Origin of the sequence: Clostridium sp., assembly GCF_051650885.1 — a bacterium.
GTDB lineage: Bacteria > Bacillota > Clostridia > Clostridiales > Clostridiaceae > Clostridium.
In genome coordinates this window covers 1-15328 of record NZ_JBOFRG010000322.1, presented here as the reverse complement: position 1 = coordinate 15328, position 15328 = coordinate 1, and the positions used below count along the sequence as shown (strand labels likewise).

At 28.6% G+C, this 15328-nt stretch carries 16 protein-coding genes; all 16 read left to right on the top strand.

Going from position 1 to position 15328, the window contains the following annotated elements; translation table 11 throughout:
* A partial coding sequence (locus tag ACRC28_RS15950; protein WP_438544433.1) for a Csa1 family protein occupies positions 1–408 on the top strand: 408 nt, incomplete at its 5' end.
* A gap of 110 nt (positions 409–518) precedes the next feature.
* Complete coding sequence (locus ACRC28_RS15945) at positions 519–779, top strand: hypothetical protein (protein ID WP_438544432.1); 261 nt, start codon at positions 519–521, stop codon at positions 777–779.
* A 47-nt stretch (positions 780–826) separates the two neighbouring features.
* Positions 827–997, top strand: coding sequence for a hypothetical protein (locus tag ACRC28_RS15940; RefSeq protein ID WP_438544431.1), 171 nt, complete (start codon positions 827–829; stop codon positions 995–997).
* Positions 998–1111: 114 nt separating this feature from the next.
* Positions 1112–2800 carry a GmrSD restriction endonuclease domain-containing protein gene (locus tag ACRC28_RS15935; protein WP_438544430.1) on the top strand — a complete coding sequence of 563 codons (1689 nt, stop codon included), beginning with the start codon at positions 1112–1114 and terminating at the stop codon, positions 2798–2800.
* A 640-nt stretch (positions 2801–3440) separates the two neighbouring features.
* Entirely contained in the window at positions 3441–4472 is a 1032-nt protein-coding gene (locus ACRC28_RS15930; protein WP_438544429.1) for a HoxN/HupN/NixA family nickel/cobalt transporter, read from the top strand.
* 451 nt (positions 4473–4923) lie between these two features.
* Positions 4924–5247, top strand: a complete 324-nt coding sequence (locus tag ACRC28_RS15925) for a DUF3784 domain-containing protein (protein WP_438544428.1) — start codon at positions 4924–4926, stop codon at positions 5245–5247.
* A 505-nt stretch (positions 5248–5752) separates the two neighbouring features.
* Complete coding sequence (locus tag ACRC28_RS15920; RefSeq protein WP_438544427.1) at positions 5753–7117, top strand: MFS transporter; 1365 nt, start codon at positions 5753–5755, stop codon at positions 7115–7117.
* Between the two features lie 119 nt (positions 7118–7236).
* On the top strand, positions 7237–8655 hold the full coding sequence (locus tag ACRC28_RS15915) for a 6-phospho-beta-glucosidase (RefSeq protein WP_438544426.1): 1419 nt from the start codon (positions 7237–7239) through the stop codon (positions 8653–8655).
* 136 nt (positions 8656–8791) lie between these two features.
* Positions 8792–10612 (top strand): C40 family peptidase, encoded by a 1821-nt coding sequence (locus ACRC28_RS15910; protein WP_438544425.1) that lies wholly within the window; start codon positions 8792–8794, stop codon positions 10610–10612.
* A gap of 82 nt (positions 10613–10694) precedes the next feature.
* A complete protein-coding gene (locus ACRC28_RS15905; protein ID WP_438544424.1) occupies positions 10695–11129 on the top strand; it encodes a MarR family winged helix-turn-helix transcriptional regulator in 435 nt (144 codons plus the stop codon).
* A 57-nt stretch (positions 11130–11186) separates the two neighbouring features.
* Positions 11187–11885 carry a pirin family protein gene (locus ACRC28_RS15900; RefSeq protein ID WP_438544423.1) on the top strand — a complete coding sequence of 233 codons (699 nt, stop codon included), beginning with the start codon at positions 11187–11189 and terminating at the stop codon, positions 11883–11885.
* A 238-nt stretch (positions 11886–12123) separates the two neighbouring features.
* Positions 12124–12321 (top strand): helix-turn-helix transcriptional regulator, encoded by a 198-nt coding sequence (locus tag ACRC28_RS15895; protein WP_438544422.1) that lies wholly within the window; start codon positions 12124–12126, stop codon positions 12319–12321.
* A 3-nt stretch (positions 12322–12324) separates the two neighbouring features.
* Positions 12325–12750, top strand: coding sequence for a hypothetical protein (locus ACRC28_RS15890; RefSeq protein WP_438544421.1), 426 nt, complete (start codon positions 12325–12327; stop codon positions 12748–12750).
* A 116-nt stretch (positions 12751–12866) separates the two neighbouring features.
* On the top strand, positions 12867–13514 hold the full coding sequence (locus ACRC28_RS15885; RefSeq protein ID WP_438544420.1) for a hypothetical protein: 648 nt from the start codon (positions 12867–12869) through the stop codon (positions 13512–13514).
* Between the two features lie 96 nt (positions 13515–13610).
* A complete protein-coding gene (locus ACRC28_RS15880) occupies positions 13611–14783 on the top strand; it encodes a sensor histidine kinase (protein ID WP_438544419.1) in 1173 nt (390 codons plus the stop codon).
* The coding region (locus ACRC28_RS15875) for a response regulator transcription factor (protein WP_438544418.1) at positions 14773–15328 on the top strand (556 nt) is incomplete at its 3' end. The genes ACRC28_RS15880 and ACRC28_RS15875, both read left to right, overlap by 11 nt.

The following is a 15328-nucleotide window of genomic DNA, read 5'->3' as shown; positions in this document are numbered from 1 at the left end:
TATAATGAAAAAGGAATTCATTTTATAGAAGAGATAAAAGATGAGGATGTTATAAATAAATTTGATAAATTTAAGCTTTTGTTTGAAGTTGTATCAATAGATAGAAAGTATCTTTCTACATTAGAAGTACAAAAAACTTATTATAATAAGGAAGTTCCATTGTATGGTATAAAGTATAAATTGTTAGAAGATGATGAAAATTTAAATAGGATAAAGAAGGCTTATCCAGAATTTGAAATAGAACAAGAGGAAGTAAATCTACAATTAGAAGGGTCAGGAGATCCACACAATACACATGGAGACCAAAGGTTGATAATAGAATTAAATAAAGAAGATGGAATTTATTTAGATGCAAGTTATAGCTTTAATGAAAGTGAATTTTCTAAAGAGTTGTTTAAAAATAATTAGGGTAGGGATATTAAGACTAAATAAAAGTGTTTTAAAAAAATATTTTCTTTAGAATAAATTCCCAATACTATATAATGATTTTATATGGTATATAGGAGGGAGTGAGAAGGGTGAGGAGTTTATTTGATAAAACATTATTAGGAGTAATAATAATACATATGCTAATGTTTTTGCAGATTGATATTTTAGAGAAAACTATTAATTTTGAAATGATAATACCTATATTAGTAGGAATAGCTTTAATGTTAGTTGCATTTAAGTTAAGCAGTTTTAGAAATATGGATTTTATTAAAAAGCGATATATGAGCTGGTTTGGGTATGCTAGTGGATATTGTTTAGGATTTCTATATGTTGTTATAATTAGCTTGTAAATTGCATAATTATGTAAGAGTAAAATTAAAAAAGGTGGAGAGATTGTATGGTTACATTTCATAGAGAATTGTCTAATGAAGAAATAGAGAAGATTAAAAGTAAAATAGATTTGGAGAGTATTAAAGAAGAACAGGCTATTGTAGTTGAAGAGGTTGCATATGTGGCAATGGAATTTGAAGATGGTTTTGTTATTAAGAAAATAAAGAATATTATATAAGAAATGGGAAAGGACATACTGAAGATTGGGTATGTCCTTTTCTTGAGTAAATTTATGAATAGATTTATTCTTCCTTAAGTATAATAGAGTAAAGTAATTATTTAGGGGATTTAGATGAAGAATTTAAGTGGAACTGTACGGAAGATTATGAGCTATATAAATAATCCTATAGAGCAAGGTGGATTTTGGCTTCCTAATATTCAGAGGAATTTTGTGTGGAGTGAGGAGCAGATAATAAAGCTTTTTGATTCTATTATGAGGGGTTATCCAATTGGAACATTAATGATTTGGAAGACTAATCAAAAGGTTAAGTTTAGAAGGTTTGTAAGTGAATTTAATACTGGGATGAGTGTTATTTCTAATTATGAGGCTGTAAATGAGGAGCAGAAGTTACTTGTTTTAGATGGGCAACAAAGGCTTCAAAGTATGTATATTGCCTTAAAGGGAAGGTACGATAAAAAGGAATTATATATAAATTTATTGTATGAAGCAGATGAAGAGTCTGAGTATAAGTATGATTTTATTTTTCTTGAAGAGGAAAAAGCTAAGGATGGAATGGTTAAAGTTAAGGATATTGTAAATTGTACAAAGGTACGTGAATTTAGCAGAAAGCTTATTAAGGATTTAAAAGATAAAGGAATCCTTTTAGATGAAGATAAGAAGGATTTAATAGAAGAAACTGTAGTGGAAATGAATGATGTTTTTTCAAGGCAAGAGATAATTTCTTATCAAGAGCTTGATAGTGTAGATAATGAAGATATTTATAAGGAAAATGATATTGTAGAGATTTTTATACGTGCAAATTCAGGTGGGACAACCCTTGAAAAAAGTGACCTTTTATTTGCATTACTTACTGCAAATATTGAAGAAATTGAGGAAAGACTTGAGGAGCTTATAAAAGATTTAAATAGTGCAGGATATAATTTTACAAGGGATGTAGTATTAAAAATGTGCTTATGCATAATTGGTGCAGGGGCAAAGTACGATGTTTCAAAATTTAGGTCAAATGATAATCTAAAGAAAATTGATGAAAATTGGGATGAAATAAGTAATGCAATTAAGTGTGTAAAAGATTTTATATTTGAAAAAACTTATTTAAGATGTGATAAAACCCTTAGTGCGTATACCCCCTTAATTCCTCTTGTATACTTAAAATATCATTATCCTAAAAGCTTTGAGGAAGCTATGAAAAATGGATTAGATATATGGCTTGCCAAGATAATGCTTGCAGGAGTATATAGTGGAAGTTCGGATGCAATAGTTGATTTAACTATAAAGGATATAGAAGAAAATAAGGGGATAGATTTTGAAAGCTTAAAAACAGTATTCAAAAATAAAAATAGAGTTTTAGAAATAACAGAAGATGTTATCTTAGGGCTTGGATACAAAACAGATAATATAAAGAGAAAGCTATACCTTGTATTTAATATATGGTATAAAAACTTTAACTTTAATCCAAGCTTTGATGGAAACAAACCAAACATAGACCACATCTTCCCACAATCAGAACTTAAAAATGTAAAGATAAAAGGAAGCAAGGGAAGAAAGGTTCAAAGATACAGGAATGATGATATAAATAAGATAGGAAACTGTATGCTTTTATCTTTTGATGAAAATAAAAGTGGAGCTAAAGGAAATAAATTGCCAGTAGAATGGTTTAAAGATAAAGATGAAAAATATTTAGAGCTACATTTAATTCCTAAAGATAAAAGACTATGGGAAATAGAAAATTATGAGGAATTTATTGAAGAAAGAAACAAGCTTATATTAGAAAAAATACAAAAAGAAATAAACGATAAATAATGTTAATGAAAAAAACTGTTTAGATTTAAGTCTAAACAGTTTTTTCTCTTTTAAAATCATAAATGATAAAAAAAATCAATAGAAGCAATAGTTAAAAAATATAAAACAAAAAGGATAAATGATAAAGATTGGCTTTTTAATGAGAAGTTTTTTCAAAAAATGTGAATACGAAAATGATTTTTTTAAAAGAAAGTACATTAAATAAGAGGAATAACTGAAAAATAATCAAAAAAAGGTATAAAATACTAAATGGATATTAAATTAATTTAATACTTTAAACCCCTTTAGAGGGAATTTAAACCATTAGTTATGTATATTATATAAAATATAAGGAGAAAACTATTACCTTAAAATAAGGTTTAGAAGTAATTTGAATTTAAAAATGGGAATTTAAAAGTCTAAAGTACTAAAAAAGTATATAAAATGTAAAATGTTAATTTAGAAAGTATGATATTTCTAAAAAGGAAATATTTTATAATATTTAAACAAAAGTATGATATTTTGAAAATGAAGTATGTATAATGACTTTAGAAATCAAAATAAATTTTTATATTTTGTTTCTTAAAAGCTTTTAGAAAATAGAATAGTATATGTCTTAGAAGATTTTATTTTGATAAATAAAATTAAAAGGTGGAAGATTATGCGTAATAGTAGTGTAAGTTGGAAAGTGGATGCCATAAAATATGGTGCATTTATTGTTTTTTTATTCTTGTGTGGAGGATTTTTCTTAGCAACAGGAGTTTTTAAATACCCAACACTTTTAGGAATGGGAGTAATTTCATTAACTTTTGGATTAGCTCATGCATTTGATTGTGATCATATAGCTTGTATAGATAATATGACTCGTAAAATGGTACAAAGAGGTGGAAAGACTAGGGGAGCAGGATTTTTCTTTTCTTTAGGACATTCAACTGTAGTTATGCTTATGGGAATTGCAACAATTTTTGCAGTTAACTGGGCAAAGAAGGCTATACCATCATTCCAAGCAGTTGGTGGAGTTATAGGAACAATTATATCAGCAGTATTTTTATTATTACTTGCTTTTGCAAACTTTATTATATTAAAAGACATAGTAAAAACATTTAGACAAATGAAAAATGGTACATATGTTGAAGAAAGTCTTGAAAGACCAAATACAAATAAAATAAATCGTACAATAAATCATATACTTAACATAGCTAATAAAAATTGGCACATATATCTTATAGGATTTTTATTTGGACTTGGATTTGATACAGCGACACAAATAGCTGTTCTTGCTACATCAGCAACAGCAACAGCACAAGGAATTCCATGGACAGCAGTAATAGCATTTCCAATTTTATTTACAGCAGGTATGTGTCTTATGGATACATTAGATGGATTCTTTATGTCAACTGCATATCAATGGGTTTTAACATCACCATTAAAAAAGATGTACTACAACATGACAATAACAATTCTTTCAATTGTCGCAGCAGGAATTATAGGAATTATAGAAGTATTACAAATTATAGGAATGGAACGTCATTTAGATACAGGATTCTTTGGATGGTTACAAAATTTAGACTTTGGAAAAATGGGATTTGCCTTAGTTGGATTATTTATAATAGTATGGGTAGTTTCATTAATCTGTTGGAAAGTATTTAATTTAGATGAAAAAGACCAAAAAATTATGGCGGATATGAATTAGGAATTAAAAGTTAAAAATTAAAAATTATTGAGAAAACTCGCTTAGGCGAGTTTTTTTCTATAGGAACATATGAAATTTAAAACAGTAAAAATAACTAATATCAATGCTCAAGGTGGAGTTTAGAATACAATATGTTGATATGAAGTGAGCGTGGCGATAATCGGTTTTTAAGTCCAGGAAAGTATAAAATTTTACGTTCTATAAAAGCCTAGAGTTAGTGGTTTCATTAAGGTTTTAGAAATTTAAAAAAGCGATTTGTTGGCTTGAAGCCTCTAGTTATACTGTTTTATAGTAAATTTCGAAGAATAGGAGTTAGATGGAAGTTGGATTTTAAGCTTATATTCACACAACTAAAAGATTAATAAAAACTTATAAAAAGGTAATAAATATCTTGTATATATGGATGGAATTGGATATAATAAAGAAAAGGGATAAATTGGAGGAAGGATATATGGAAAATATACTTTTGTTTTTAGCACCTGCTTTATTAGGGGCACTTGCAATATTAATAGGAAGTGGGAAGGGTGGCTTTCTAATTGCAGGTTATAATACTATGGAGAAATATGAGCAAGACAAGTATGATAAAAAAAGATTCTTTAAATTTATGGCGAAATTTTTAGGAGTACTTGCACTTATTCAACTTGTTTTGCCAGTATGCAAGATATTTGAAATAGGAGATTTTAATGTAATATCAGTTGTTGTATCAATTTTATCTATAGCTGTTGCATTAGGTGGAGTAATTTATATGAATACAAATAATAGATTTAAAAAATAGCTTAAGAAAAGTCTAATTAGAAGCGGTTCTGATTAGGCTTTTATGTTAATTTACAAAAAATAAACAATTCATAAAAATTTTATTTAATAAACATGATGGAAAAAAATGTAATTTGAATAATTAGAAATAAATTAATAGAAGAATAGTAGAAAATATAATAGAATGTGTACGATTACTTTTAAGTAATTATTAGTGAGTTAATAAAGTTAAATAAAATGAAATAAAAATTTTGATTATGTAACTTAAAAATATGAATAAAATTTCTAATTAGGGAATAAAAAAAACTTTATTAATAAAATTAGAAATATAGGAAAATAAGAGAAGAATATAAACGGGGAGTTAATAATGCAAATTAATCATAAATGTGGTAAATAACTGTATGTACATATATAAGGGGTTATAGGGTATGGGATGTTGTCATTAATGGGAGCTTTGATATAATAATGATAGTTTTCGAAAACGGTTTAATAGCTATTAATTTAAAATTAAATTTGAGGTGTATTAGTTGTTTATTACAGATTTTTTAAAGGCAGCGCCACCAGCAGCGGTGAAGGTGCCAAAAGATAAGGTAAATAAAGTTTTTAGAAGAGATAGAGTAAGAGTTTTCTTAATGATATTTATAGGATATATGTGTTATTACTTAGTTAGAAAGAACTTTGTTATAGCATCGCCATATATAATGCATGATTTACATTTTTCATTAGAGGATGTAGGTTATATAAATACAGCCCTTGCAATTTCTTATGGAGTATTTAAATTATTTATAGGAAATGTAGAAAATAAGGGTAATGTTAAAAAGTTTATAGGGCTTGGATTACTTGGTTCATCAATAATAAGTATATTGATGGGAAGTATTGCAGGTAGTGTTATGTCGTTTATTATACTTATGATTGTAAATGGAGTATTCCAGTCTATGGGAGCACCAGCTTCAACATTAGTTATTAGTAAATGGTTTAGTAAAGAAGAACGTGGAATTACTTTTGCAGGATGGAATACATCTTGTAACCTTGGAGGAGCATTAATAGGGCCAATTGGAGCCTTATGTATTATGCTATTTGGTGTTGCACATTATCAAACAATATTCCATATACCAGCTATTATTTGTATTATTGTTGCATTTTTAGTTTTGATATTTGGAGCAGATTCACCAAGTTCTAAAGGACTTCCAACTATAGAAGAATATAAAAAAGTTGAAGTTAAAGATAAAAAACAAACTGTGGAAAGAAGTAATTTAACCGCTTTTCAAATTTTCAAGTACTATATTATAGGAAATAAATATGTATGGCTTTTTGCTTTATCAAATGTTTTTGTATACCTTCTAAGAGAGGGAATTGAAAACTGGATTCCTATATATCTTGAAAGAGTAAAGCATTTTAATACAGATGCATTAGGACTTGGATTATTTTTATTTGAAATAACAGCAATTCCTATAACATTACTTGCAGGATGGATGTCAGATAAATATTTCAAAGGAAGAAGAGCACCTTTATCAATTTTGGGGTTAGCTGTTCTTATAATAGGACTTATTATATACTATAAATCAACTAATGAAACTTTAGTTATGATAGCAATAGCTATTATGGGTGGTGCAATTTATATACCACAACTTTTAGTTTCAACGGCTATGATTGATGTTGTTCCAAAATTTGCAGCAGCAGGTTCAATTGGATTTGCAGGAATATGTGCATATGTAATTGGAGAAACAACAGCAGACACAGGTATTGGAATAATCGCTCAACATTTTGGTTGGGGAGCTGTATTTGTTGTGTTAATAGTAGGAGCTATTATAGGAATAATATTATTATGTTTCTGCTTAAAGGCAAAAGCAAAACCAGTATTAGAAGAGCATATTTGTACTGAAGATTTATAAGAAAAAAATTCTCTAGAACTTAGGTTTTAGAGAATTTTTTTGTTTAAGGACAATGCTTTGTTATAATTGTAAAAAGTTGTATAATTAAATAGATAAATAAGGAAAAAGGAGAGAAGAGAATGGGATTTAGTAAAGATTTTTTATGGGGTGGAGCTACTGCTGCAAACCAATGTGAAGGTGGATATAATGAGGATTCTAGAGGGATTGCTAATGTAGATGTTTGTCCTGCTGGGAAGGATAGAATTGGTGTTATAACTGGAAAGATAAAGATGCTTGATTTTGATGATAATCATTTTTATCCTGCAAAGGAAGCTATTGATATGTATCATAACTTTAAGGAAGATATAAAGCTTTTTAGTGAGATGGGCTTCAAGGTTTATAGAATGAGTATTGCTTGGAGTAGGATTTTCCCAAATGGTGATGAAAAGACTCCAAATGAAAAGGGTCTTCAGTTTTATGAGGATGTCTTTAATGAATGCAAGAAATATGGAATTGAGCCTTTAGTTACAATTACTCACTTTGATTGCCCCATTTATTTAATAAAGAATTATGGTGGATGGCGTAATCGTAAGATGATTAAATTCTATGAAAATTTATGTAATGTAATTTTTAGAAGATATAAGGGTCTTGTAAAGTATTGGCTTACTTTTAATGAAATAAATATGATTCTTCATGCACCGTTTATGGGAGCGGGTCTTTATTTTGAAGAAGGTGAAAATATAGAAAAGATAAAATATCAAGCAGCTCATCATGAATTAGTAGCAAGTGCTATGGCAACTAAGATAGCTCATGAAGTAGATAAAGAAAATAAGGTTGGATGTATGCTTGCTGCAGGTTCAGTTTATCCATATAGTCCAAATCCAAAGGATGTATGGGAAGCGACTTGTTTAGATAGAGAAAATTATTTCTTTATAGATGTTCAATCAAGAGGGAAATATCCAAATTATGCAGTTAAGAAGATGGAAAGAGAAAACATAATGCCTGTTATGGAAGATGGGGATTTAGAAATTTTAAGAGAAAATACTGTTGATTTTATATCATTATCATATTATAACAGTCGTTGTGCAAAGGCTGAAAAGGATGAAGAGACAAAGGGTAATATCTTTAGTTCTGCTAAGAATCCTTATCTTGAAGAAAGTGAGTGGGGTTGGCCAATTGACCCATTAGGGTTAAGAATAACTTTAAATCATATTTATGATAGATATGAAAAGCCTTTGTTTATAGTTGAAAATGGACTAGGTGCAAAAGATGTTATAAATGAAAATGGTGAAATTGAAGATGATTATAGAATAGATTATCTAAGAAAGCATATAAAAGAGATGAAAGATGCAGTTACTTTAGATGGAGTAGAGCTTTTAGGTTATACAACATGGGGACCTATTGATTTAGTAAGTGCTGGTACAGGAGAAATGTCAAAAAGATATGGCTTTATATATGTGGACAAGGATGATGAAGGAAATGGAACATTAAAGAGAATGAAAAAGAAAAGCTTTAATTGGTATAAGAAAGTTATAGAATCTAATGGTGAAGAATTGTAGAAAAATACTCAAAAAAAGGAAGAATTGAAAAAAATTTTTAAATATAATAAAATAAAGATAAGAAAAATGGAAATAGTTTGTAGAAAAACACTACAAGCTATGCCTATTTTGATTTAGAAAATTTGAAATTTTCTTGATGAATAATAAACAAAGGATTGATAAAATGAAAGCAAAAAAATTAGCAATATTACTTGGGATTGGGGCAACATTTATGGCTTCAGCACCTAGCATGGCAACTTTTGCAGACTCTGTGCAACATGTGAGCAATTCAAGTTCAAATGTTAAAACAATCAAAACAGGGGGAAGGAAAAACAAAGCTAATACTTTAAAGGAAAAAGTATTAGGAACAGGAACTGTAAGATTTGAAGATTTAGCTTATACTTATGTAGTTAGTGGACCAAGCTGGCAATCAAACTATGTAGCCACTCTTTATAATGGAACAAATGTAAATATAGTTGGAGAAAGTGGAGGCTGGTACGAAATACAGTGTGGAGATAAAAATGCTTGGATAATGAAATCTAGGGTTAACACTTTAATGGGGACAAGTAGAATCAACACAGGGGTTATTGATTTTAGTCAGTTAAATTACACAGATATAATGACAGGACCATCTTGGTATTCGGGACACATAACTACTTTAAATAATGGAACAAATGTTGAGATAATTGGAGAAGAAGATAACTGGTATCAAATAAAATATGATGGTGGAGAAGCTTGGGTACTAAAGGATAGAGTTAATACATCTCATCAAGAGGTACTTGGAACAGGAACAGTAAGATTTGAAGACTTGGATTATACTTATGTAGTAAGTGGACCAAGCTGGCAATCTGACTATGTAGCTACTCTTTATAATGGGGAGAATGTTAATATAGTAGGAGAAAGTGGAGGCTGGTATGAAATAGAGTGTGGAAATAGAAATGCATGGATAATGAAATCTAGAGTAAATACTTTAATGGGGACAAGCTTAATTAACACAGGAGTTATTAACTTTAATGAGCTAAGTTATACTGATATAATGACAGGACCATCTTGGTATTCAGGGCATATAACAACTTTAAATAATGGAACAAATGTTGATATAATTGGAGAAGAGGGTAATTGGTATCAAATAAAATATGATGGTGGAGAAGCGTGGGTACTAAAGGATAGAGTTAACACCTGCCATAAGCCTGTACTTGGAACGGGAACAGTAAGGTTTGATGACCTAGGATACACTTATGTAGTAAGTGGACCAAGCTGGCAATCAGATTATGTAGCAACTCTTTATAATGGAACAAACGTTAATATAATTGGAGAAAGTGGAAATTGGTATGAGATAGAATCTAATAATCAAACTTCATGGATAATGAAATCTAGAGTTAACACTTTATATGGAAGTGAAGATGTGAGAGAGGGAATTATAGATTTTAAAGATTTAGGATATACTGATATATTAACTAATCCGCAGTGGGGTTCAAGTATAATCACCATATTAAATAATGGAACAAAAGTGAAAGTAATTGGTGAATCTAATGGATGGGATAGGCTTGATTATCAAGGTGGAGAAGCATGGGTTCCATCAGATAGAGTAGCAACAGAAAGAGAATGGAATTTACAACAAGAAGTAACACCAGCACAAAAGATAAATCAAATAATTAATTATGGAGAACAATTTATAGGAACACCATATGAGTGGGGTGGAGAAAGTCCAAGTGGATTTGATTGCTCAGGACTTGTACAATATGTTTTTGCACATAATGGAATAAATCTTCCAAGAACAACAGAAGCACAACAACAATGTGGTGTGCCAGTTGCACCAGGAGACTTAGAGCCAGGAGATTTAGTATTTTGGGGAGAGCCTGCATACCATGTAGCAATATATATTGGGAATGGACAAATTCTAGTAGCACCACATACAGGAACAACAGTAACTATAATGAATTTATATCCATACACAAATGCAAGAAGAATAATTTAAAAGAAAAACTGCAATTGAAGTCTAAGGTTTAATTGCAGTTTTTTTATTTGACATTATCACTAGTTAGTGATAAATTGAATATATGGAAAACAAATTTGATATAAATAATAATTTAAATTTAAAAGCATTAATAGCATTAACAAGAGCAGAGCAAAGGGTTCATCAAAAGGAATATGTAACTATAAAGGAGAGTGGACTTACTGTATCACAGTTTGGTGTTTTAGAAGTTTTATATCACAAAGGTGATTTAAAAATATGTGATATTATTGAAAAAGTTTTAGGAACTTCAGGAAACATTACTGTTGTTATAAAAAATTTGGAAAAAGATGGGCTTGTTCAAAAGCGTGTAGATGCAGAGGATAGAAGAGCAGTTTTTATTAGTATAACTGAAAAGGGAAGAAAAATAATTGAAGATATGTTTCCAAAGCATGTTGAAAATATAAATAATATTTTTTCAGTTCTTACAGATGAAGAAAAGAAAATGCTAATAAAAATAGGTTTAAAATTAAGAAAATAAAAAAAGAAAATTTTTTTGAATAAATATCACTAATTAGTGATAAAGGAGTGTAAGATTATGTTAAGAAAAGTAGACAATAAAGATATGGGAAAAAGTAATTTAGGATGGCTTAGAAGTTCATTTCACTTCTCATTTGCAGAATACTGGAATCCTTACAATTTAAATTTTGGAAAGCTTAGAGTATTAAATGATGATTTAGTTGAAGTAGGAACAGGATTTGACACACATCCACATGAAAATATGGAGATTGTTTCATATATTGTTTCAGGAGAAATAACTCATGGGGATAGCATGGGAAACAAGAAAAGTCTTGGACGTGGAAATGTTCAGTATATGAGTGCAGGAACAGGAGTACTGCATAGTGAACATAACTATGGAAATGAAATGCTAAGACTTTTACAAATTTGGATTTACCCAGATAAAAAAGGATATACACCAAACTATGGAGACTTTAAATTTGATTGGAGCTTAAGAGAAAACAAATGGCTTAATATAGTTTCAGGAAAAGATGGAGATGCACAAATAAAAATAAACCAAGATGTAAATATCTACGTATTAGAATTAGATAAAGAAAAAGAAATTGAATTTAAAGTGGCAGCAGGAAGACAGGCGTACTTAGTTCAAATTGAAGGTGCAGGAGATATAAATGCTGTTCACTTAAATGAAAAAGATGCTTTAGAAATTGTAGAAGAAGACATTAAAATTAAGGCAGAAGAAAAATCTCATTACATAGTATTAGAAATGAAAAGAGAATAGAAAATATAACCCAAGTACAATTAAAAGTGATTCTTACTCAAGTATGGGTATAAAAAAATAAGTATACAACAAAAGGGCATTTTCAGATGCCCTTTTCTAATATGTTAATTATTCTATTTCCCCAAAGATAAAAAAGAACCTTAAAATTTTTTTAAAAATGAATGTAAAGTAAACTTGACATTGGAAAAGCTGGGTGGTAATATATGTATATGGAAAGTAAGCTTTACATGGAGGAGATATGAATAATAGATTAGAAGAAATAAGAAAAGAAAAAGAAATAACACAAGAAGAGTTAGCAAGTGTACTAGAAGTATCAAGACAAACTATTAGTTCATTGGAAAAAGGAAGGTATAATCCTTCAATTATTCTTGCATTTAAAATTGCAAGATACTTTAATCTATCAATAGAAGATATATTTATTTATGAGGAGGAGTAAGATATGGTAAGCAAAAAGGGTGCAAAAAAATTATGTATTATAGGAGTGATAATGGCTATAGGTGGGTTTTTAATATCAGCTACGTCACAAAATGATATGATTGAGAGAATAGGAGGTATAGTTGGAGCCTTAGGATGTGGAGTTATGGGTGGATACTTTGGAGTAATTCGCCAACATAAATATTATAAAGAAAATCCAAGTAAACAGAAAGAAATGCAAATAGAACTTAAAGATGAAAGAAGTAATCTAATAAGAACAAAAGCAGCAGCAAAAGCAGGAAATATAACAACATGGCTAATACTTGGAGTTGCATATCTGTTTATTATTTTAGATTATCCACTATGGTTAGTACTCCTTATATTAGGAATATTCTTATTAAAAACTGTATTAGAAATTATATTTATAAAGAAATATAATGATGAATTTTAGATTTAATTTAGAAGATTTTATACTTTTTTTATAATTAGATTATTAGATTTTTATATATGCATTTTATAATAAACTCATAGGAAAGAACAAAAACAAATTCTTAGGAGGAATGTAAAATGAACAAATTAGAAGTATTATATAGAATGTCAAAAATTATGAAGGAGAAAACTCTTATTAAAGGTAGTGTATCAGTAGTTGGAGAAAACTCAGATGGTGAATTCTTAAAGGGAAGTAATAATTTCTGCAAGGATATAGAAAATAAAAAAATGAGTATTGATGCAAACATAATGGTTAATACAGAAGAATTACAAGTAAATAAGCAAATTAAAAAGGACTTAGACTTTGAAAAAATGAAAGGTCATCATCACCACCATCATCATGGAGAAGGATGCAGAAGAAGAGGAAATAAATTTGCTAAGTTAGAAGTATTATTTAAAGTATTAAATGATATGGAACTTACTGAAAATGATAATGAAAAAGTTATTGAAGTTGATATTAAAGATATCTTAATGAAGAAGATTGAAAAAATGAAAGAAATGCATAAAAACATGGAAGGTAAAGGATGTAAAATTGAAGACATTGAATGTGAAGATTTAAAAGAAATGTTTAAAATTAAGCATGCTGTATTTAATGAATTATGTAAGGGTGAATGTGATAAAGTTATATTAAGATTAACTGTAAATAAAGACTTTGAAATAACAAATGTAGAAGTTAAAGGAACTGGAAGCAAAAGCATAAATGCCAGTGTAAGTTTAAGTTACTAGAATACATTAAGGGAAATAGGCTATATCAAAGATATGGCTTATTTTTTATGTTAAGATAAATTAGACTTGATTTAGAATTTAACAAGGAGGGAAAATATGAAGGAGCATAGAGAACATCATCATTATAAAAAAATGCATGAGGGAATGAAAAGACATAATCAAATTATGCATGATGATAGAAGAAATATTCATAGAAGAATAAATGAACTTTTCTTTTTAAGTAAATATATAAGAATTTTTAAAAATGTAACTCTTATTATTACATTAGTTATAATATTATTTTTATTAAAGATTATTGGATTTAAAATAGCAACTGTAGTAATTGTTGTAATCTTATTATTAAATGAAATTACAATAATTTATATGATTTCAAGAATGGAGAAAAGGTTTATAACTCCAATGGCAAAGCTTCAGCAAGGTGTTAGAAAAATTGCAGAGGGTGATTATACAGTAAGGCTTAAGTCAACTGAAAAAAATGAGGTTGGACTTTTAACAAAAGAGTTTAATAAAATGGCAGAAAGGCTTGAAGAAGGAGAAAAAATAAAAAAGGAATATGAGGAAAATAGAAAAGCATTAATAACAAATATAAGTCATGATTTAAAGACTCCAATTACAAGTATAAATGGATATGTTGAAGGGCTTTTAGAGGGTGTTGTTAAAGAAGAGAATATTGAAAATTATTTAAAGGTTATAAAAAGCAATGGGGAATATATGAATAGATTGATTGATGATTTATTCTTGTTTTCAAAGCTTGATATGCAAAAGATAGAGTTTATTTTTAGTAAAACAAATATTAAACTATACTTAGAGGATATTGTTGAGGAATTTTATTTTATATTAGAAGAGAAAAAAATAAAATGTAATTATGCATTTGATGTTTCAGAAGATACTTATGTAAATATTGATGGAAAAAGGCTTTATAGAGCTTTAAGGAATATTTTAGATAATGGAATTAAATATGGAAGAGGTAAAGATGATTTGGAAATGGAGATAAGTCTTTATAATGATTTAGATAATGTATATATCCTTATTGCAGACAATGGATATGGAATAGAAAAAGAGGAAGTAAGTAAAATTTTTAAAAGATTTTACAGAGTAGATAAAGAAAGAACAAAAGATTTTAACAGCACAGGGCTTGGTCTTGCAATAACAAAAGAAATTATAGATGCACATAAGGGAGAGATTTATGTAAGTAGTGAAGTAAATGTAGGAACAAGTTTTACAATAAAGCTTCCCATATATAAGGAGAGTGAAGATGATGGAAAATAAGATTCTTATAATAGAAGATGACTTAAATATAGCAGAGCTTGAAAAAGATTATTTAGAGATGAATGGATACATTGTTGAAGTAGTTAATGATGGAATAATTGGTCTTAAAAAAGCAATGCTTGGAATATATGATTTAATAGTAATAGATTTAATGTTACCAAATAAAAGTGGTTTTGAAATTGTAAAAGAAATAAGAAAAAGCTTTGAAGTCCCAATAATAATAGTTTCAGCAAGAACAGAGGATATAGATAAAATAAAGGGACTTGGATATGGGGCAGATGATTATTTAACAAAGCCTTTTAGTCCAAATGAACTTGTAGCAAGGGTGAAATCACATATTTTAAGGTATGAAAGACTTATGGGGAAAAAGTCAAACCATGAAATTATAAGCATAAAAGGGTTAGAAATTCATAGAGATTCTCATAAGGTATATGTAGATGGAAAAGAAGTAGTAATGACCACAAAAGAATATGAATTATTAGTATTCTTAGCATCAAATTCAAATATAGTTTTTACAAAAGAGCAGCTTTTAGAAAATATATGGG

What these genes read in the sequence shown, in the direction of transcription:
- ACRC28_RS15905 (WP_438544424.1), top strand. Translation starts at nt 10,695, where the DNA reads ATGGAAAACAAATTTGATATAAATAATAATTTAAATTTAAAAGCATTA.
- ACRC28_RS15935 (WP_438544430.1), top strand. Translation starts at nt 1,112, where the DNA reads ATGAAGAATTTAAGTGGAACTGTACGGAAGATTATGAGCTATATAAAT.
- ACRC28_RS15880 (WP_438544419.1), top strand. Translation starts at nt 13,611, where the DNA reads ATGAAGGAGCATAGAGAACATCATCATTATAAAAAAATGCATGAGGGA.
- ACRC28_RS15900 (WP_438544423.1), top strand. Translation starts at nt 11,187, where the DNA reads ATGTTAAGAAAAGTAGACAATAAAGATATGGGAAAAAGTAATTTAGGA.
- ACRC28_RS15895 (WP_438544422.1), top strand. Translation starts at nt 12,124, where the DNA reads ATGAATAATAGATTAGAAGAAATAAGAAAAGAAAAAGAAATAACACAA.
- ACRC28_RS15940 (WP_438544431.1), top strand. Translation starts at nt 827, where the DNA reads ATGGTTACATTTCATAGAGAATTGTCTAATGAAGAAATAGAGAAGATT.
- ACRC28_RS15925 (WP_438544428.1), top strand. Translation starts at nt 4,924, where the DNA reads ATGGAAAATATACTTTTGTTTTTAGCACCTGCTTTATTAGGGGCACTT.
- ACRC28_RS15885 (WP_438544420.1), top strand. Translation starts at nt 12,867, where the DNA reads ATGAACAAATTAGAAGTATTATATAGAATGTCAAAAATTATGAAGGAG.
- ACRC28_RS15910 (WP_438544425.1), top strand. Translation starts at nt 8,792, where the DNA reads ATGAATAATAAACAAAGGATTGATAAAATGAAAGCAAAAAAATTAGCA.
- ACRC28_RS15890 (WP_438544421.1), top strand. Translation starts at nt 12,325, where the DNA reads ATGGTAAGCAAAAAGGGTGCAAAAAAATTATGTATTATAGGAGTGATA.
- ACRC28_RS15915 (WP_438544426.1), top strand. Translation starts at nt 7,237, where the DNA reads ATGGGATTTAGTAAAGATTTTTTATGGGGTGGAGCTACTGCTGCAAAC.
- ACRC28_RS15930 (WP_438544429.1), top strand. Translation starts at nt 3,441, where the DNA reads ATGCGTAATAGTAGTGTAAGTTGGAAAGTGGATGCCATAAAATATGGT.